Consider the following 19063-nt stretch of genomic DNA (forward strand, 5'->3'; position numbering starts at 1 on the left):
CAGAATCAGGCCAGCAGCTGCCCGAAGTCGTGCGCGTTCATCGGGTAGCCGAGCCAATAGCCTTGCGCGAGGTCGCAACCGCGTTCGCGCAGGATGTCGAACTGCCCTTCCTTCTCCACGCCTTCGGCCACGACGGTGATGCCGAGCGAATGCGCCATCGCGATGATCGCGGTGGTGAGCGCGAGGTCGTCTGGGTCGCGCAATACATCGGCGATGAAGCTGCGGTCGATCTTCACGCCGTCGACGGGCACTCGGCGCAAATGGCTCAGGCCGGAGAAGCCCGTGCCGAAGTCGTCGAGCCAGATCTTGACGCCCGAGGCGCGCAGGCGCGCGAGCAGGCCGCTGGCGTGGATCTCGTCGCCGATGACCGCGGTCTCGGTGAGTTCGAGGTGCAGGCGCTGCGCTTCCAGGCCCGTTTCCTTCAGCGTGGTCGCGACCACGCGCGGGAGATCGCCGCTGCGCAGCTGGCGCGGCGAGACGTTGACGGAGACGAACAACTTGTCGGACTTCGGATGCGCTTCCTGCCAGCGCATCGTGTCTTCGCAAGCAGCGCGCAGCACTTGCGGGCCGATGGTCTCGATCAGGCCGCTCTGCTCGGCGACGTCGATGAACACCGACGGCGCGATGGGGCCATGTTCGGGATGCTGCCAGCGCAGCAACGCTTCGGCGCCGCGCAACTGGTTGTCGGCGAGGCTGTAGACGGGCTGGTACGCCAGGCTCAGCTCGCCGCGTTCCCACGCGCCGCGCAGGTCCTGTTCCATGCGCACGCGGCGTTCGACCGCCTGGTCCATCGCGCGCGAATAGAAGCGGTGGCAGTTCTTGCCGGCGACCTTCGCCTGGTACATCGCGATGTCGCCGTTCTTCATCAGCATCGTCGAACCCGACGCGTCTTCCGGGAACAGCGTGATGCCGATGGACGTGCCGAGGAAGACCTGGCGTTCCTGCACGACGATCGGGCGGCTGAGTTCGGCCACCAGCGCTTCGGCCAGCCGGCTTGCGGCCGTGCGGACGTCGCCGTGGTTGCCCGTCGGCGAAAGCACGCTCTCGATGAGGATGACGAATTCGTCGCCGCCGAAGCGCGCGAGCATCGCGCCTTCGCCGCCCATGCGCTCGACGGTTTCGCGGATGCGGTTGGCGAACTGCACGAGCACTTCGTCGCCCGCATCGTGGCCGAGTGTGTCGTTGACGCGCTTGAAGTCGTCGATGTCGGCGAACAACAGCGCGAGCTGGCGGCCGGCGCCACGCAATTGCAACAGGCGGCGGTCCAGCGATTCGCGGAACGCCAGCCGGTTCGCGAGCCCCGTCAACGCATCGCTGTAGGCCATGCGGCGGATGTCGCGGTCGTGGCGCGCGACGCTGCTGCTCATGCGGCCGAAGGCGCGCACGAGGTCGCCGACCTCGTCGCCGCGGCTGGTCACCGGCGCGTCGGTTTCGAAATTGCCGGATTCGATTTCCTGCGCGACGTCCGCGAGCTGGCGGATCGGGCGCACGAGCGTCTTCTGCACCAGCGCGACGACGAGCGCGCCGAGCGCGAGCAACGCCGCGCCGATCATCGAGATCCAGAACACATGCTTGCGGCCGATCTCTTCGAGGCGCGCGTGCATCGCCCCGTTCGCGCTGTCCTCGTCGCGCTTGATCGCCGAGAGCGAGTAGCCCACGCGCACGCCGCCCAGGCGCTGGTCGCCGATCATGATCGGCGCGGAGATGTCCACGATGCGGTCGGAGCTCTGCACGTGCGTCGAGCGGGCGGTGACGACTTCGAACGCGAAGGCATCGTTCATCGGCTGGCCGTAGGCCGGGATGTCGCCCGAACCGTCGTGCACGATGCGGCCCTGGGCGTCGTAGACCAGCACATAGGCGACGTCGGGCTGGCGCATCGCGGCGCGCGCGAGCGTGCCGATGGCGTCCAGGTCCGAGTAGTACATCGGGTTGGTCAGCGATTCGGCGAGTTGTTGCACGCCGGCTTCGCCGCGGCGCTTGAGGCGTTCGCCGACCAGCTCGCGCATCGTCTGGCGGCCGACGTCGAAAACCTGCGCCTGCATCGTTTCCTGGCGCTGCCACATCACCGCCATCAGCGCGAGCACGCCGATCAGCACGAGGGCCATGCCGGCGAGGAACTTCGCCTGCAGGCCGAAGCGCAGGGTCATTCGACCTCCGCGCGGATGCGCTCGACGCCGCTGCCGATGTACTGCAGCGAATGTTGCGCGCGGCCATCGATCGGCAGGAAGCGCGTGGTCTTGAAGAAGCGCAGCAGCGCTTCACGTGCGTCGGGATCGCGCGAGGCTTCGATCAGCACTTCGCGCAGGCGCGCGGCGACCTTCGGGTCCATCGAGCCGCGCACCATTTCCAGCGCGCGCGGGTACGCCGGGGTTTCGTGCACGATCTGCAGGTCGGCGCGGAAAGCAGCGGGCACGCGCTGCGGGTTCTGCCAGTCGAGGTTGCTCATCACGCCGACGTCGACCAGGCGCTTGTGCACCCATGTGGCGATGTTGAGCTCGGTGCGCGCGAACAGATAACCGACGCGATCGGGTTCGGCGCGGTCCATCGGCGAGAGCAGGATCTCGAGCTTCAGGCCCTGGTCGAGCAGCTCGGAGGCAGGCACGTAGTAGGCGCTGGTGGAATACGGGTTCTGGAAGGCGACGCGACGCCCCCGCATGTCCTTCAGCGACTGGATGCCGCTGTCCTTGCGGACGAAGAACACGCTGGTGTACGCGCTCACGCCGTCGCGTTCGGTGAGCAGGAGCGGTTTGGCGCCGGAGCCCTGTTCGAGCAGCATGCCGGTGCCGGCGGTTTCGGTGACCCAGTCGACGCGGCCGCGGCGCAGGTAGGAATTCATCTGCTGCACGTCGTGGGCCATCAGGATGCGGCCCTCGCGGATGCCCACGTCGGCCATGCGCGGCACGACGTAGTCGAGCAGCGGCTTGAGTTGTTCGTAGTGTTCCTTCGGGTCGTCGCTGATGCGGCCGAGCACCAGCACATGCGAGTCGTCGATGACGACGTCGTCCGCCGCACGGGCGTCGTGCTGGAGAAGGGGGTTCGGGAATGCTGCGGCGATGCAGACCAGCAAAGCGGCGAAGCGACGGAACGCTACCAAAGCGAAAGCCCTGCTGACTCCCCGAAGTGCGGAAAGCCTAGCCCATTTAACGCCTTGTAAACAGCGTTTGCCGCCGGTTGCAGGGCAGTTTCATCAGGTCTCCGGCGGCGGATTCGCACGCCCGGCGAGCATCGCCATCCGCTGGGTATCGGCGAGCACCCCGCGCAGGAGGCGGACTTCGGCACTGCCCAGCCCGGCGCGCAGGTACAGGCGGCGCAACTTGCGCATGGCCGAGTCCGGGGTCCGGCCCTTGTGGAAATCGATCGCATCCAGGGCGTCTGCCAGTTGCGCGAAGAAGCCTTCGAGCTCGGCATGGGGCGCCGGGCCTTCTTCCGACGTCACCATCCCGGACGCCGGCGCGGCCGCCCTCGCCTCCCCGCCCAGGGCGGTGCGCCGCACTTCGTAGCTCAACACCTGCACGGCCGCGGCGAGGTTGAGCGAGCTGAAGGACGGGTCCGACGGAATGTGGATCGAGGCGTGGCAGAGCTGGAGTTCGTCGTTGGTCAGGCCCGTGCGCTCACGGCCGAAGACCAGCGCCACCGGGCCTTGTTCGGCGAAGGCCAGCGCGCGGGCGGCGCCTTCGTCGGGCTCGAGTTGCTCGAGTTGCACCCGTCGGCTGCGGGCGGTGCACCCCAGCACGAGGGCGCAATCGGCGACGGCATCGGCCAGCGAATCGAAGACCGGCGCGTTTTCGACGAGGTCGTCGGCGCCGGCGGCCATCGCGACCGTGTCCCGGTCGGGGGCCTTTTCCGGGGCGACCAGCACCAGCCGCGACAGGCCCATCGTCTTCATGGCCCGCGCCGACGCGCCGATGTTGCCGGGGTGCTGGGTGCCCACGAGCACGATGCGGACGCGGTCGCGCGCCAGGGACTCGCGGGGGGATTCGTTCGAAGGCATCGGTTCGCTCATGGCGCGAATGTTAAACTCCGCGCCCCTCGCGATCGGCCCCGTCCATGCAGAAACCCGCCGTCACCATCATGGTCAAGGCCGCCCGCGCAGCGGGCAACGTGCTGTTGCGCCACATGAACCGCCTCGATGTCCTCAATGTCATCGAGAAGGAGCGCATGGATTATGCGAGCGAAGTCGACGGCCTGGCCGAGGCCGAGATCGTCCGCGAACTCAAGCGCGCGATGCCCGATTGCGCAATCCTCGGCGAGGAGACCGGCGCCACCGGCCGCGGCCGCTCGACCTTCGTGATCGACCCGCTCGATGGCACCAGCAACTACCTGCACGGCATCCCGCACTGGTGCGTGTCCATCGCGCTGGTCGAAGGCGGCGAGCCGCAGCACGCCGTGATCTTCGACCCGCTGCGCAACGAGCTGTTCACCGCGAGCAAGGGCAGCGGCGCGGTGCTCAACGACAAGAAGATCCGCGTCACCGAACGCAAGGACCTCGACGGCGCGATGCTCATCACCGGCTTCCCGCCCCGCGAACGCGAACGCATCGCCCCGCACCTGGCGTGTGTCGGCGAGCTGTTGAAGACCGCCGAGGACATCCGCCGCACCGGCTCGGCCGCGCTCGACCTCGCCTACGTGGCCTGCGGCCGCGCCGACGGTTACTTCGAAGCCGGCGTGAAGCCGTGGGACATCGCCGCAGGCGTGCTGCTCGTGCGCGAAGCCGGCGGCCGCGTCACCGATTTCCGCGGCGCCGGCACCGGCCCGATGGACCAGCGCGGCGTGCTCGGCCGCCAGCTCGTGGCCGGCAACCTCAAGCTCAGCGAACACCTGCAGAAGGCGATCGTGAGTTCCGGGTACGCCGCGGCTTTTTGATCGGTTCGATTCGAAGCTGGAACAACAAGAAGGCCGCGCAGATGCGCGGCCTTCTTGTTTTGCCGGACGCCGAACGGCGTCGCGCCTTGTGTTACGGACGTCGCGCCAGGGCGGCTTCGTCGCGGGCCTTCGGCAGGAGGTCCTGCTTGCGCACGTTGAGCCACAGCAGCAACGGGCAGGCCACGAAGATCGACGACAGCGTGCCGATGATGATGCCGATCATCTGCGACTCGGCCATGCCGCGCAGCGAGCCGCCGCCGTACAGGTACAGGGCGAACACGGTGAGGAAGGCGACGAACGAGGTGATCACCGTACGCGAGAGCGTCTGGTTCACCGACTTGTTCAGCACTTCGTAGGGCTCGGCGCGCATGCCGCGGAAGTTCTCGCGGACGCGGTCGAAGACCACGATCGTGTCGTTGATCGAATAGCCCATCACCGACAACACGCCGGCCAGCACCGTCAGGTCGAACTCGTGGCCCGTGAAGGCGAACCAGCCGGCGACGACCACGACGTCGTGCATCGTGGCGATGATCGCCGCCACCGCGAATTTCCATTCGAACCGGAACGCGATGTAGAACAGGAAGCCGATCACCACGAAGATGATCGCGTACAGGCCGTTCTTCGCGAGCTCCTTGCCGATCTGCGGGCCGACGTACTCGGCGTGCAGGATGCGGAAGTCGTCGATGCCCTGCGCCTTGATGGCCGCGCTGACCGCCGCGCGCGCGTGCGTGGTCGCGGTTTCGCCCGCCTCGCCTTCCTGCGGTTGCAGGCGCACGAGCAGCTCGTTGCCGCTGCCGAAGTTCTGGGCCTGCGCGGAGTCGTAACCCGCGACGTCCAGCGACTTGCGCACGCCTTCGATGTCGACCGGCTTGCTGGAGCGCACCTCGACCTGCGTGCCGCCGGTGAAGTCCAGCGCGTAGTTGAAGTTCTTGACCACCATCGCGCCGATGGCGCCGAACATCAGCAGCGCCGCGAGGGTGACCGACACCCAGCGCAACTTCATGAAGTTGATGTTGGGTTCGTTGGGGATCAGGGTCAGCGGAAAGATTTTCATTGTGTCTGGCCCGTCAGATCGCGATGGACTTGAGCTTGCGGCGGCCGCCATACACCAGCGTCGCCAGCCCGCGCGAAACCGGAACGGCCGTGAACACGGACGTCGCGATACCGATGATCATGGTCAGCGCGAAGCCCTTCAGCGGACCGGTGCCGAACAGCAGCAACGCCAGGCCCGCGAGCACCGCGGTCATGTTGGAGTCGAAGATGGTGCCCGACGCACGGTCGTAGCCCGTGGCGATGGCCGCCTGTGGTGGCATCCCCGCGCGTAGCTCTTCGCGGATGCGTTCGTTGATCAGCACGTTGGCGTCGACGGACATGCCGACGGTCAGCGCCAGGCCCGCGAAGCCCGGCAGGCTCATCGTGGCGCCGAACACCGACATCACCGCGACCACCATCAACAGGTTCAGCACGAGCGCCAGGCACGTGATGATGCCGAACATGCGGTAATACAGCAGGAAGAAGCCAAGGGCGAACAGGAACGAATACAGCACCGCGCGCGTACCGCGGGCGACGTTTTCCGCACCGAGGCTCGGGCCGACGACGCGTTCCTCGACGAAGCTCATGGGCGCGGCGAGCGCACCGGACTTCAGCTGCGTCGCGAGGTCCGAGGCTTCCTGCTGCGAAAGGCCCGTGGTCTGGAAGTTCTTGCCGAACACGCCCTGGATGGTCGAGGCGCTGATGACGCGCTCCTCGGTGCGCACCGAGCGCACTTCCTTGCCGTCGACGAGCTTGGTTTCGGGGATGTTCTCGACGTACACGATGCCGAGGCGCTGGCCGACGTTCTCCAGCGTGTGGTCGAGCATGCGCTGGCCGCCGATGCTGTCGAGCGTGATGCTCACGCTCGGGCCGCCGCGGTCGGGATCCACGCCCGCCACCGCGCCGACCAGCTGGTCGCCGGACACGAGCAGGCGCTTGGACAGCAGCAGCGGCGCGCCGTTCTGCTGGTAATAGATGCGCGCGTTGGGCGGCACCTGCTTGGATTGCACGGCGTCCATCGCCTGCTGCTCGTCGCCGACGACGGCGCGGAATTCCAGCGTGGCCGTCGCGCCGATCTGGCGCTTGGCTTCCGCGGTGTCCTGCAGGCCCGGCAGCTGGATCACGACACGGTTGGTGCCCTGGCGCTGGATCACCGGCTCGGCGACGCCCAGGCTGTTGATGCGGTTGCGCAGCGTGGTGAGGTTCTGCTCGATCGCCTCGGTGGCGATCAGCTGGATGCCGGCATCCGGGATGTTGACGGTGATGCGGCCGTTGTCGGCGGCGGCGACGATGTAGTTCGGGAAGATCGTCTGCAGCTTGGCGACGGCCTTTTCCGAATCGGCGGCGTTGCGCAGCGTGACGGACAACGTCTGCGGACCGGTGCGCGCGACCGACGAATACACGATGCGGTCGGTGCGGAACTGCGAGCGGATGTCTTCCTGGTAGGCGTCCAGGCGCTTTTCGATGGCCGCCTGTTCATTGACCTGCATCGCGAAGTGCACGCCGCCCTGGAGGTCGAGGCCGCGCGGCATGGGACGCGCGCCGAACCAGCCGAGCCACTCCGGCGCAGTCGGGGCCAGGCTCAGCGCCACCACGTAATCGCTGCCCAGTTCGGGGCGCAGCGTGTCCGATGCGCGCGTCTGCGTGTTCGCATCGGCCAGGCGCACCAGCAGGTTGCCCTTGGCTTCGACGGCCACCGACTTCGCGGGGATGTTGGCTTTCTGCAGCAGCGCGACGATGCGCTTGGCCAGCGCATCGTCGATGGCGACGGTGCCTTCGCGCGCCGCGGTGACCTGCACCGACGGATCCTGCGGGAACGCATTGGGCAGTGCATAAACGATGCTGACCAACAGCACCAACAGGATGACGACGTATTTCCAGCGCGCGAACGTGAGCATCGGTGTCCCCACGGCGGCCTGCGCGGCCGCCGCAACTACGGATCAGGAATGGTGGATCAGGCGGACTTGAGCGTGCCCTTGGGGAGCACGTTGGCGACGGCGCCGCGCTGCACGCGCAACTGCACGCCGGTGGCGACCTCGACGGTGACGAAGTTGTCGCCGATATCGGTGATGGTGCCGGCGATGCCGCCGCTGGTGATCACCTCGTCGCCGCGGGCGAGCTTGTCCAGCATGCCGCGGTGTTCCTTCTGGCGCTTCATCTGCGGGCGGATCATCAGGAAGTACATCAGGCCGATGAAGACGATCGGCAGGAGCAGCGTCTGCCACATGCTGCCGCCGGCGGCGGGAGCCGCGGCCTGGGCGTGGGCGGGGGCGATCAACAGGTCGAGCAGGTCCATTCGCTGGGTCCGGCAATGTGAAAAGGCGGGGGATTATGCCACGTGGCCGGGGCTGGCCCCGGGCGACGTGGTGCGGGCGGCGTAGAAGGACTCCCTGAATGCCGCGAAGGTTCCCGCCTCGATGGCCGCGCGCATGTCGGCCATGAGTTTTTCGTAGTACCAGAGGTTGTGGAGCGTGCCGAGCATCGGCGCCAGCATCTCGTTGCAGCGGTCCAGGTGGCGCAGGTACGCGCGCGTATAGCCCCCAGAACAGGTCGGGCACCCGCAGCCTTCCTCGATCGGGCGCACGTCCTTCTCGTATTTCGCATTGCGGATGCGGACGGTGCCGAAGCTGGTGAAGTAGTGGCCGTTGCGCGCGTTCCGCGTGGGCATCACGCAATCGAACATGTCCACGCCACGCGCGACCGCTTCGACCAGGTCTTCCGGACGGCCGACGCCCATCAGGTAGCGCGGGCGGTCCTCCGGCAATTGCGGGCAGGTGTGGTCGAGCATCGCGTTGCGCTCGTCCTCGGGTTCGCCGACGGCCAAGCCGCCGATCGCGTATCCGTCGAAGCCGATCCCGCGCAGCCCCGCCGCCGACGCACTGCGCAGGTCGTGGTGCACCCCGCCCTGCACGATGCCGAACAACGCCGCATCGTTGCCTTCATGCGCGCGCTTGGAACGCTCCGCCCAGCGCAGGCTCAGTTCCATCGAGGCCTGCGCGACCGCCTGCGTCGCCGGGTACGGCGTGCATTCGTCGAAGATCATCACGATGTCCGAATCCAGCACCTTCTGGATGCGCATGCTTTCCTCGGGGCCGAGGAACACGGTCGATCCATCGGTCGGCGCGGCGAAGGTCACGCCCTTCTCGGTGATCTTGCGGCGATGCGCGAGCGAGAAGACCTGGAAGCCGCCGGAGTCGGTGAGGATCGGCCCGTCCCAGCGTGCGAAGCCGTGCAGGCCGCCGTGCGCTTCGATCACCTCGAGGCCGGGGCGCAGATAGAGATGGAACGTGTTGCCGAGGATGATCTCCGCACCCAGCGCGCGGATCTGTTCGGGCAGCACGCCTTTCACCGATCCGTAGGTGCCCACCGGCATGAACGCCGGCGTTTCCACCGTCCCGCGCGGAAAATGCAGGCGGCCGCGGCGCGCGCCGCCGTCGGTGCCGAGGAATTCGAAGCGCATGCGGCTCATTGCGTGTCACCGTCGGACGGCCACAGCAGCATCGCGTCGCCATAGGAAAAGAAGCGGTAGCCCTGCGCGATCGCGTGCGCATAGGCCTCGAAGATGCGCGCCTTGCCGGCGAACGCGGACACCAGCATGAGCAACGTGCTCTCCGGCAGATGGAAGTTGGTGAGCAACGCATCGACGCTGCGGATGCGGTATCCCGGCAGGATGAAGATCGCCGTTTCGCCTGCGAAGGGTTGCAGTTGCCCATCGACGAGCGCGGACTCCAGCGCGCGCACGACCGTCGTGCCGACCGCGATCACGCGGCCGCCGCGCGCACGCGTCGCGCGCACTTGTTCGACGAGCGATGCATCGACGTTCAACCATTCCGAATGCATGCGATGTTCGGACAACTCGTCGACGCGCACCGGCTGGAACGTCCCCGCGCCGACATGCAACGTGACGTGGCCGAACGCGACGCCCTTCGCACGCAATGCGTCGAGCAAGGCTTCGTCGAAATGCAGGCCCGCGGTGGGCGCGGCGACGGCGCCGGTCTGTTTCGCGAAGACGGTCTGGTAGCGCGCGTCGTCGTTGATGTCGGCGTCGCGGTGGATGTAGGGCGGCAGCGGCAAGCGGCCGGCGTGCTGCAACCATTCGGCGAACGGGCCATCGACGTGGAAACGCAGGCGATAGAACTCGCCTTCGCGCCCCAGCACTTCCGCTTCGCCGCCGGCATCCAGCGCAATCCGCGAACCGGCTTTCGGCGACTTGCTGGCGCCGACCTGCGCGCGCGCTTCGTCGCCGGGCAGCAGGCGTTCGATGAGGATTTCCACGCGCCCGCCGCTGGCCTTCTGCCCGAACAGGCGCGCGGGAATCACGCGCGTGTCGTTGAACACCATCAGATCGCCCGCGCGGAGCAGGTCCGGCAGGTCGCGCACGCCGCGGTCGCCCAGGGGCGCGGGCGCGGGTTGGACGACCAGCAGGCGGCTGGCGGAGCGTTCGGGGAGCGGGGCCTGCGCGATCAAGTCCTGCGGCAGGTCGTAATGGAAGTCGGAGCGCTTCAAGGCGGCGGGCCGTCGGGCCGGGCGAAAACGGCCGCCCAGTGTACCGGCCGGCGGGGGTTATATCGGGGGGTGGGGGGTGGTAGACTCGCGCAAGCTTCTGAAATCCCTAGGAAACACGCACCGCGCGGCCCCGCCGCGTTTTTGTTTTCAAGGGTTCCCACCGTCAAGATTTTCCCGAGGTTCGTGCCATGAACGCCAACGCTTTGCTCGCTCCCCTCGCCCCCTTGCGCGCCCATGGCGGCACGCGCCGGACGCAAGGCCTCGACGACGCCACGCTCGCGCGCCTGTCCGCGAACCACCCGGAACTCGCGCAGGCCATCGCGGCCGCCGCCGCCGAATACGAGCGCGTGCGCGGCGAATTCGCCGACCTGCTGGACATGGACGAAGACGCGCAGATCCGCGCCGTGCAGGGTGGCTACGTCAACTTCTATTCGATGGACGCGGTGAACCCGTACGTCGCGTTGTCCGCGCGCGGCCCGTGGGTCGTCACGCTCAAGGGCGCGGTGCTCCACGACTCGGGCGGCTACGGCATGCTCGGCCTGGGCCACACGCCGGACGCGGTGATCGCCGCGATGGCGCGCCCGCAGGCGATGGCCAACATCATGACGCCCAATCTTTCGCAGTTGCGCTTCGACCGCGCCATGCGCAAGGAAATCGGCCACACCCGCGGCGGCAGCCCGTACACCAAGTTCCTCTGCCTGAACTCCGGTTCCGAAAGCGTTTCGCTCGCCGCGCGCATCGCGGACGTCAACACCAAGCTGATGACCGACCCGGGCGCGAAGCACGCCGGCCGCGCCATCAAGCGCATCGTGGTGAAGGGCAGCTTCCACGGCCGTACCGAGCGCCCGGCGCTGTACTCGGATTCCTCGCGCAAGACCTACCTGCAGCACCTGGCCAGCTTCCGCGGCGAGGACACGCTGCTGACGGTGGAGCCCTACGACGTCGACCAGCTCAAGCAGATCTTCGCCGACGCCGAGACCAACAACTGGTTCATCGAAGCGATGTTCCTCGAGCCGGTGATGGGCGAAGGCGACCCGGGCCGCAGCGTGCCGCCGGCGTTCTACGCCGCCGCGCGCGAGCTGACCAAGGCGCACGGTTCGCTGTTCCTCGTCGACTCCATCCAGGCCGGCCTGCGCGCCAACGGCGTGCTGTCGATCGTCGACTACCCCGGCTTCGAGACCCTCGAAGCGCCGGACATGGAGACCTATTCCAAGGCCCTCAACGCCGCGCAGTACCCGCTGTCGGTGCTGGCCGTCGGCGAGAAGGCCGAGAAGCTTTATCGCGCCGGCACCTACGGCAACACGATGACCACCAACCCCCGCGCGCTCGATGTCGCGGTGGCGGTCCTCGAACAATTCACGCCGGCGCTGCGCACCAACATCCGCGAGCGCGGCAAGGAAGCCATCGCCAAGCTCGAAGCGCTGAAGGCCGAACTGGGTGGCCTGATCACCAAGGTCCAGGGCACGGGCCTGCTGTTCTCGTGCGAGCTGGCCCCGCAGTTCAAGGGCTACGGCACCGGTTCGACCGAAGAATGGCTGCGCGAGCGCGGACTGGGCGTCATCCACGGCGGTGCGAATTCCCTGCGGTTCACCCCCCACTTCATGGTCGACAGCGAGGAGATCGACCTGCTCGTGGCGATGGTAAAGCGCGCATTGCTCGAAGGCCCCCGCCAACAACAGGCAGCCGCGGCCTGAGGGGCTAGACTCGGGCCATCCACAACACCGGAGGTGTGGTGATGGCCCAGCACAAGGAACCGCAAGACCTGGCGGCGTCGGTGGACGTCGTCGGGGAGCCCTGGAAGGAAAGCGCGTACTACGCCGACGCCGAGCAGTGGACCTTCGTGTTCTGGGATCCGGCGCATCCCTTCCGGTCGTACTTCGACCGGCTCGACCTGCGCAACACCATCGAGCTGGCGTGCGGCCACGGCCGCCACGCCGAGCGCACCGCGGCGATGGCCGGGTCGCTCACGCTGATGGACATCCACCAGGCCAACCTCGATGCCTGCCGCGCGCGCCTGGGGCATCTGCCCAACGTCCGCATCGAGCGCAACAACGGCTACGACTTCCGGCCCGTCGAAGACGGCAGCGCCACCGCGATCTACTGCTACGACGCGATGGTCCACTTCAGCCCGGACCTCGTCGCTTCCTATCTGCAGGACGCGGCGCGCGTCCTCGCCCCCGGCGGGATGGCGCTGTTCCATCATTCCAACCACGACTCGGGCAGCGACCGGCACTACGGGCTCAACACGCACGCGCGCAATCGCATGACGCTCGAGCGGTTCTCTGAACTCGCGCGCGAGGCGGGGCTGGAGATCGCCGATTCGCGCGCGCTCGATTGGGGCGAAGCGGTCGAACTCGACGGATTGACGCTGGTGCGCAGGCCTGCGTGAGCCTCAGCGCATCGTGATCCACAGGGCGGTCGCGGTCGCGCCGCCCAGCACGACCATCGTCAGCAGCATCCCGAGGAAGCGGCCCACCGACGTACCCGCGTGGCGGCCCAGGCCCCACGCGTGCAACACGCGGCCGAGCAGCAACACGACGCCGCCGGTGAAGATCCACTGCCGGCCGACGCCCGCGATTTCCAGCAACGCGAGCAACAACAACGTCAGCGGCACGTATTCGGTGAAGTTGCCATGCACGCGGATCCAGCGTGCGAGTTCGCGGCTTTCGCCCGCGCCGATGCCCACGCGCGCCTGCGTGCGCCAGCGCACGACCTGCAAGGTCAGCGCCATCAGCAACAACGCATGCAACGCGGCGAACATCAGCGCCGTCACCGGCAACGGAATCGCGGCCGCGGCGGGCGCCATCGTCGGCAACGGCGGGTCGTCGGGAATCGGGTCGCCGGCGATGGGAAACCATGTCCCGCGTTCGAGCGACACATGCCCCTTCAGCGCGGACAGCGTCAGCTCGCGCCAACCGATGCGCAAATCGCCGATCTGCGGGTCCAGCGGATTCTCCGCGCTGCCCAGGCCATCGCCTTCGGGCTGGAACGTGGCCGCGAGATTGCCCGGCAGGGCCGAGAAGTTCGGCCGGAACGAACGCCACTGGCCGAACTGCTCGATCACGCTGCGGTCGAGCGGCTTGTCGTCGAGCGTCACGCGCTGCGCGGTCCAGCGCCGCCCGCGCATGGGGAATTCCGGATTCGCGTGGCCGGCGGCGTAGCCGCTCGAATCGATCGGCGCCTCGCTCCAAACGCGCTCGAACCCGCCGTCCTTCGCGCGCCACTGGAACATTTCCACGCGGCGTTCCAAACCGAAATGCCGCGCGCTGACGCCGAACTCGCGATCGCGCACCACTTCGTCGGAGACCGGCTCGCCCTCCTGCGCGTGCACGAAGCCACTCGCCAGCAAGAACAGCAGCGCCAGGATCCCGCGAAGGGCGTGCCTCATGCGGCCAGCGCCCGCGCGTGCAGTTCCGCCACTTCGTGCGTGGTGCCGAAGCGGCCCGTGGCGTCGTCGCGCACCACCTGCGCGAGCGCGCATTCCGGATCGTGCGTGAAGAACAGATGGACGTTGCGCGCGAGTTTGTCTTCCAGGAACTCGCGCTTCTCGTCGATCAGCAATTCGGCGTTGCGGTCGTAGCCCATCGTGATCGGCACGTGCACCCACGGGCGGCCCGGGATCAGGTCGGCGCAGAACACCACGCCGCCATGCGCCTCACCGTTGCTCGAGTCCGGCCCGATGATCTCCGACAACATCAGCCCCGGCGTGTGCCCGTCGCTGAAATGGAAACGCACGCTCTTGCCGAGCGCCGGCGTGTGCACGCCTTCGACGAGCTCCAGCCGGCCGCTTTTTTCCAGCAGCCCCTGCAACTCGGGAATGAACGATGCGCGGTCGCGCGGGTGCGGATGGTTCGCGCGCTCCCAGCATTCCTTGCTGACGACGTAGGTCGCGTTGGGGAACAGCAGTTCGGGCGCGCGGCCTTCGCTCCACGGCGCGAGCAGGCCGCCGGCGTGGTCGAAGTGGAGATGCGAGAGGACGACGATGTCGACGTCGTCGTGTTCGAAGCCGGCGGCACGCAGCGATTCGAGCAGCACGTGGCGGTCTTCCACCACGCCATACCGCTCGCGCATCTTCGGATCGAAGAACGCACCGATGCCGGTTTCGAACAACACCGTCTTGCCGTTGAGCGGGCTCGCGAGCAGCGCGCGGCAGGCCAGCGCGATGCGATTGGCATCGTCGGGCGCGGCCCAGCGCGACCACAATGCGCGCGGGGCGTTGCCGAACATCGCGCCGCCATCGAGCTTCTGTGAGTTGCCGAGGATCGACCAGAGCTTCATGCGGCCGATTGTAAGCGGTGCGCCGGTTAACGAATCGCTAGCGCGCCGGATCGGCGGACAGATGGAAGACGAACGCGCCTTCCTCCGGCTTGGCCGCCGCGACACGGATGGCGCCGACCGCGCCACTGGCCGACAGCCGGCCCTCGCCCGTCGCGTCGGGCGCGCGGCCCAGGCCGAACAGGCGTCCGCGCCAGCCCTTGATGGTCACGCGCACCCCGTTCCGGCCGTCCATGCGCAGCACGCCGGTCGCGTCCTTGGGCACGGCGACATTGCGGCCGCCGGTGTCGTCCAGGTCGTCCTGCTGGAAGGCGAACAATGCATCGTCGTCTGCCTCCACGGTGAAACGCCAGTCGGTGGTGCCGGGCGAGCCGTCGTTCTCCACCGCGATGCGATCGACCGCGACGGTGAAGCGGTCGACGGACTTCGGCGTTTCGCGTGCGGGCGTCGCCTCGGACGCACCGCGCGCACTCGCGGGCGCGGAAGCGACCACCGCCTGCGGCGTCGACGGTGCGCGGTCGCCGCGCAGGTTCACGTACACCGCCGTCAACGAGGCGATCAGCGCCGCCGCGCCCGTCAGGATCGCGGGCACGTGCTGCAACGTTGGCTTCTTCGGCGGCTGTTCGGTCATTTGCGCTTCGCTTCGCTCGGTTGCACGGCGGCCTTGCCGACCGGATTGCGCGGGTCGGAGCCGCCCGACAGCGTATTCGTGCGACGGTCCCACTGCACCGTCTGCAGGTTGCCCCAGGTCGGTTCCGCGGCGTTGACCGTGTGGCCCATCGCTTCGAGCGCCTTGACGGCCTCCGGCGACAACGCGCCCTTTTCCGCCGAGATCACGTCGGGCATCCATTGGTGGTGGAAGCGCGGGAGCGCGGCGACTTCCTGCGGCGAGAGGCCCGCGTCGTACCCGAGGATGCCGATCAGCACCTCGGTGATGATGCGGCTGCCGCCGGGTGCGCCGATGGCGATGACCTTCTCGCCGTTGTCGAGGAAGGTCGGCGTCATCGAGCTGAGCATGCGCTTGCCCGCCTTCGGCGCGTTGGACTCGAAGCCCATGACGCCGAATGCGTTCGGCGTGCCCGGGCGCAGCGCGAAGTCGTCCATCTCGTCGTTGAGCAACACGCCCGTGCCCGGCACGACCATGCCCGAGCCGTACAGCAGGTTCACCGTCTGCGTGGTGCTGACGCGGTTGCCTTCGGCATCGATGATGGAAAAATGCGTCGTTTCGTCGTCTTCGAGCGGCGCGGGCTGGCCCGAGAACAACGCGCTCGGCGTCGCCTTGTCCGGATGGATCGAGGCGCGCAGACCGGCCGCGTAGTTGCGGTCCATCAGCCGCGCGACCGGCACTTTCACGAAATCGGGATCGCCGAGATAGATCGTACGGTCGCGGAACGCGCGGCGCATCGATTCCACGGCGACATGGATGCGGTGCGCTTCGTCGAGCTTCGACAGGTCCCACCCGTCCATCACCTGCAGCATCTGCGCGAGCGCGATGCCACCCGACGACGGCGGCGGCGCGGTGACGACGTCCCAGCCGCGGTACTTGAAGCGCAGCGGCTCGCGTTCGCGCACGCGGTAGCTCGCCAGCTCCCGTGCGGTCCACTTGCCGCCTTCGTCCGCGACGCCCTTCAACAACTTCTGCGCGACTTCGCCCTTGTAGAAGCCGTCGTAGCCCTTTTCGGCCAGCAGTTCGAGCGTATGCGCGAGATCGGGCTGCTTCAGGATTTCACCGGCCTTGGGCGGGTCGCCATCGGCGAGGAACACCGCGCGCGTGCCGGCGTAACGCTCCATCACTTCGCGGCGGCTGCCGTAGCCGCGCTCGAGGCGCGGGTAGACCTCGAAGCCATCGCGCGCCAGGCGGATCGCCGGTGCGAGCGTCGTGCGCAACGGCAGGCGGCCGTACTTCGATGCGATGTGCACGAGCGCGGCGGGCAAGCCGGGAATGCCGGCGGACCACGGGCCGTTCTCGGCGCGGTCGGTGTCGAGCTCGCCGGCCTTGTCGAGGTAGGCCTCGGGCGTGGCGGATTCCGGCGCGGTTTCGCGCGCGTCGACGAAGATGTCGCGGTTGGTCTTCGCATCGTGCAGCAGGAAGAACCCGCCGCCGCCGATGCCGGAGGAGATCGGTTCGACCACGGCAAGCGTCGCGGAGGTGGCCACCGCGGCGTCGAATGCGTTGCCACCGTTGCGGATCGCTTCGAGGCCCGCGTCGGTGGCCAAAGCTTGCGCGCTGGCGATGACGGTGCCGTCGGGATGTTGCGGGCGCGCACCGCGCGCATCGGCCGCCGCGGCGTCGAAGGCCGCGAGGAGCAACAGCGTCGCGCAAAGGGAAAGGACGTGCCGGATGGCCGGGCGCAACGCGTGCGTCATGCGGGGGGTTCCCTCGGGATGCCTTCCTGCTTCAGGCGCAGGAGTTTGGCGAGCAGTTGCTCGTGCGATTCGGGATGCCCGGGATCGGGGTCGATGCATTCGACCGGGCAGACGACGACGCACTGCGGCTCGTCGTAGTGGCCGACGCATTCGGTGCAGCGCGAAGGGTCGATCACGTAGATGGTTTCGCCCTGGGAAATCGCCCGGTTCGGGCAAGCCGGCTCGCAGACGTCGCAGTTGACGCAGAGCTCGTTGATTTTCAGGGACATGGTCTTGCGTCCGGATGCGTGGCCGCGCGGCGGCCACGCACCGGGAATGCCTTACTTGGCTTCGACGAACACGTAGTTGACGCCCGACGGCGCGACGGCCGCCTTGACGCGTTCGTTGTCCGCGGCCTGGCCGATGAAAAGGACCTTGACGCCCTTCATCGAACCGGCGGCGACGTCGGCGAACGCGGCGACGACCAGGTCGCCCATCTTGTTCGAGGCCGGCGAGACGAACGCGAGCATGTTGCCTTCGAGGATGCCGCGGCCCAGGTCGCTCTTGACCTTGTCCATCTGCGCGTCGTACTGCGCCTGGAAGTCGGCGTCGGTTTCGAGCGGCAGGAAGTACACGAACGGCGCGTTGGTGACGCCATCCATGTTCTTCTTGACCACGTCGCTGGCGTAGGCCTGCCACGCATTCGGATCGCCGTTGGTCGGCACCGCCACCGCGGCGGCCACGGCCTTCGGCGCCTCTTCCTTCTTGCACGCCGCGAGGGCGAGGACCGCGAGCATCGCGAGCAGCGCGGTGCGGGACATCGTGAGCATCTTCTGGCGCATGGTGGAACCCCCCGGAACAGGAATTTGGATCAGGTGGAAATGCGCTGCCATTCGGCTTGCAGCGCGGCGGCGACCGCCGATGGCACGAACCCCGAGACATCGCCGCCGAGGCGGGAGATCTCGCGCACCAGCGACGAGGAAATGAAACCGTATTGCTCGGCGGGCGTGAGGAACAAGGTCTCCACGCCCGGGATCAGATGGCGATTCATGCTCGCCAACTGGAACTCGTATTCGAAGTCCGACACCGCGCGCAGCCCGCGCAGCAGAACGCCGGCGCCCAGTTCCGTCACGAAGTGCGCGAGCAACCCGGAGAAACCGCGCACTTCCACGTTCGGGTGATGCCCGAGCGCGTCCCTGGCCAGGTCCACGCGCAGATCGAGCGGCAACGCAGGGCCCTTGCCCGGGCTCTGGGCCACGCCGACGATCAAGCGTTCGAACAGCGGCGCTGCGCGGTCGACGAGGTCCACGTGCCCGTTGGTGATCGGGTCGAACGTGCCGGGATAGACCGCGATGCGGGTGGCCACGGGCATCGGTGCGTGGTTCGGGTCGGGAAGACGCGGCGAGTGTAACCGAGTTGAAACGGCCGGTCCCGGATCAACCGGGGCCCGTGCCCTTTCGATAGAGCGCGTACCGCACCTCGCGGGTGCGTCCTTCGCGATGCAGGCGCCAGCCCTCGGGCGGCGGCGCCGAATCCGTCGCGGGCGCTTCGACATACAGCCAGGCGTCGGGGCGCATGCGCGGCGCGAGCACCGGCAACACGCCGCCCCACAGGTTGGCGTCGAACGGCGGGTCGACGAACGCCAGGTCGAAACTCGCCTCGGGCTGCGCATGCAGCCACGCCATCGCATCGGCCTGCACCACTTGCGCGGCATCGCCCCCCTGCAGGCGCGCGGCGGCTTCGCGCAGGAAACCGGCGGCTTCTCGGTCATGCTCGACCAGCACCGCGCTCGCCGCGCCGCGCGACAGCGCTTCGAACCCAAGCGCGCCGGTGCCCGCGAACAGATCCAGCACGCGCGCGCCGGGCAACATCGGCAGCAACCAGTTGAACAGCGTTTCGCGCACGCGATCGGAGGTCGGGCGTAGGCCGGGGCGATCGGGCACGCGCAACTTCGTGCCGCGCCAGCGGCCGCCGACGATGCGGACATGGCCTGCCGACGGGTCGCGGCGCGTCATCGGGGCGTCTCGGGGGTGGGTGCTAC

General features: G+C 68.1%; 19 protein-coding genes. 3 read left to right on the forward strand and 16 right to left on the reverse strand.

The window, feature by feature from the left end:
* Nucleotides 1-5: 5 nt before the first annotated feature.
* The 3 genes from LF41_RS11445 to LF41_RS11455 all read right to left on the reverse strand — a co-directional run bounded on the left by LF41_RS11445 (nt 6) and on the right by LF41_RS11455 (nt 3991).
* Nucleotides 6-2147 carry a putative bifunctional diguanylate cyclase/phosphodiesterase gene (locus LF41_RS11445; RefSeq protein ID WP_036169798.1) on the reverse strand — a complete coding sequence of 714 codons (2142 nt, stop codon included), beginning with the start codon at nt 2145-2147 and terminating at the stop codon, nt 6-8.
* The gene (locus LF41_RS11450; protein WP_237577744.1) at nt 2144-2992 is read right to left on the reverse strand and encodes a phosphate/phosphite/phosphonate ABC transporter substrate-binding protein; all 849 of its coding nucleotides are present in this window, start codon (nt 2990-2992) and stop codon (nt 2144-2146) included. The genes LF41_RS11445 and LF41_RS11450 overlap by 4 nt, the downstream gene beginning before the upstream one ends.
* A 195-nt stretch (nt 2993-3187) precedes the next feature.
* The gene (locus LF41_RS11455; RefSeq protein ID WP_052116386.1) at nt 3188-3991 is read right to left on the reverse strand and encodes an RNA methyltransferase; all 804 of its coding nucleotides are present in this window, start codon (nt 3989-3991) and stop codon (nt 3188-3190) included.
* 56 nt (nt 3992-4047) lie between these two features.
* Between LF41_RS11455 and LF41_RS11460 the strand changes: the two genes are divergently transcribed.
* The gene (locus tag LF41_RS11460) at nt 4048-4863 is read left to right on the forward strand and encodes an inositol monophosphatase family protein (protein WP_036169800.1); all 816 of its coding nucleotides are present in this window, start codon (nt 4048-4050) and stop codon (nt 4861-4863) included.
* 91 nt (nt 4864-4954) lie between these two features.
* Here the strand turns inward: LF41_RS11460 and secF are convergent, their stop codons facing one another.
* From secF to queA, 5 genes are read right to left on the reverse strand one after another with little or no spacing between them, the layout of a single operon-like run.
* A complete protein-coding gene (gene secF, locus LF41_RS11465; protein WP_036169802.1) occupies nt 4955-5917 on the reverse strand; it encodes a protein translocase subunit SecF in 963 nt (320 codons plus the stop codon).
* 13 nt (nt 5918-5930) lie between these two features.
* Entirely contained in the window at nt 5931-7793 is a 1863-nt protein-coding gene (gene secD, locus LF41_RS11470) for a protein translocase subunit SecD (RefSeq protein WP_036169804.1), read from the reverse strand.
* Between the two features lie 56 nt (nt 7794-7849).
* The gene (yajC, locus tag LF41_RS11475; protein WP_036169806.1) at nt 7850-8191 is read right to left on the reverse strand and encodes a preprotein translocase subunit YajC; all 342 of its coding nucleotides are present in this window, start codon (nt 8189-8191) and stop codon (nt 7850-7852) included.
* A 33-nt stretch (nt 8192-8224) separates the two neighbouring features.
* Complete coding sequence (tgt, locus tag LF41_RS11480; protein ID WP_036169809.1) at nt 8225-9364, reverse strand: tRNA guanosine(34) transglycosylase Tgt; 1140 nt, start codon at nt 9362-9364, stop codon at nt 8225-8227.
* Nucleotides 9361-10401, reverse strand: coding sequence for a tRNA preQ1(34) S-adenosylmethionine ribosyltransferase-isomerase QueA (gene queA / locus LF41_RS11485; RefSeq protein WP_084073568.1), 1041 nt, complete (start codon nt 10399-10401; stop codon nt 9361-9363). The genes tgt and queA overlap by 4 nt, the downstream gene beginning before the upstream one ends.
* Nucleotides 10402-10589: 188 nt before the next feature.
* Between queA and LF41_RS11490 the strand changes: the two genes are divergently transcribed.
* Nucleotides 10590-12095: an aminotransferase class III-fold pyridoxal phosphate-dependent enzyme gene (locus LF41_RS11490; protein ID WP_036169813.1), complete on the forward strand. Its 1506-nt coding sequence runs from the start codon at nt 10590-10592 to the stop codon at nt 12093-12095.
* Between the two features lie 41 nt (nt 12096-12136).
* Nucleotides 12137-12790 carry a class I SAM-dependent methyltransferase gene (locus tag LF41_RS11495; protein ID WP_036169815.1) on the forward strand — a complete coding sequence of 218 codons (654 nt, stop codon included), beginning with the start codon at nt 12137-12139 and terminating at the stop codon, nt 12788-12790.
* 3 nt (nt 12791-12793) lie between these two features.
* Here the strand turns inward: LF41_RS11495 and LF41_RS16475 are convergent, their stop codons facing one another.
* From LF41_RS16475 to rsmD, 8 genes are all read right to left on the reverse strand, one after another.
* Nucleotides 12794-13789: a TMEM43 family protein gene (locus LF41_RS16475; RefSeq protein WP_161786955.1), complete on the reverse strand. Its 996-nt coding sequence runs from the start codon at nt 13787-13789 to the stop codon at nt 12794-12796.
* Nucleotides 13786-14679, reverse strand: coding sequence for an MBL fold metallo-hydrolase (locus LF41_RS11505; protein ID WP_036169817.1), 894 nt, complete (start codon nt 14677-14679; stop codon nt 13786-13788). The genes LF41_RS16475 and LF41_RS11505 overlap by 4 nt, the downstream gene beginning before the upstream one ends.
* A gap of 37 nt (nt 14680-14716) precedes the next feature.
* Entirely contained in the window at nt 14717-15307 is a 591-nt protein-coding gene (locus LF41_RS11510; protein WP_036169819.1) for a hypothetical protein, read from the reverse strand.
* On the reverse strand, nt 15304-17043 hold the full coding sequence (ggt, locus tag LF41_RS11515; RefSeq protein WP_036169821.1) for a gamma-glutamyltransferase: 1740 nt from the start codon (nt 17041-17043) through the stop codon (nt 15304-15306). Before ggt ends, LF41_RS11510 begins: the two co-directional genes overlap by 4 nt.
* Nucleotides 17040-17312 (reverse strand): YfhL family 4Fe-4S dicluster ferredoxin, encoded by a 273-nt coding sequence (locus tag LF41_RS11520; RefSeq protein ID WP_036169822.1) that lies wholly within the window; start codon nt 17310-17312, stop codon nt 17040-17042. Before LF41_RS11520 ends, ggt begins: the two co-directional genes overlap by 4 nt.
* A gap of 51 nt (nt 17313-17363) precedes the next feature.
* The gene (locus LF41_RS11525; RefSeq protein ID WP_036170055.1) at nt 17364-17852 is read right to left on the reverse strand and encodes a hypothetical protein; all 489 of its coding nucleotides are present in this window, start codon (nt 17850-17852) and stop codon (nt 17364-17366) included.
* 41 nt (nt 17853-17893) lie between these two features.
* Complete coding sequence (coaD, locus tag LF41_RS11530) at nt 17894-18394, reverse strand: pantetheine-phosphate adenylyltransferase (RefSeq protein ID WP_036169825.1); 501 nt, start codon at nt 18392-18394, stop codon at nt 17894-17896.
* Nucleotides 18395-18458: 64 nt separating this feature from the next.
* Nucleotides 18459-19037 carry a 16S rRNA (guanine(966)-N(2))-methyltransferase RsmD gene (gene rsmD, locus LF41_RS11535; protein ID WP_036169827.1) on the reverse strand — a complete coding sequence of 193 codons (579 nt, stop codon included), beginning with the start codon at nt 19035-19037 and terminating at the stop codon, nt 18459-18461.
* Nucleotides 19038-19063 lie beyond the last annotated feature (26 nt).

It is taken from the genome of Lysobacter dokdonensis DS-58, from assembly GCF_000770795.1.
Taxonomy (GTDB): domain Bacteria; phylum Pseudomonadota; class Gammaproteobacteria; order Xanthomonadales; family Xanthomonadaceae; genus Noviluteimonas; species Noviluteimonas dokdonensis.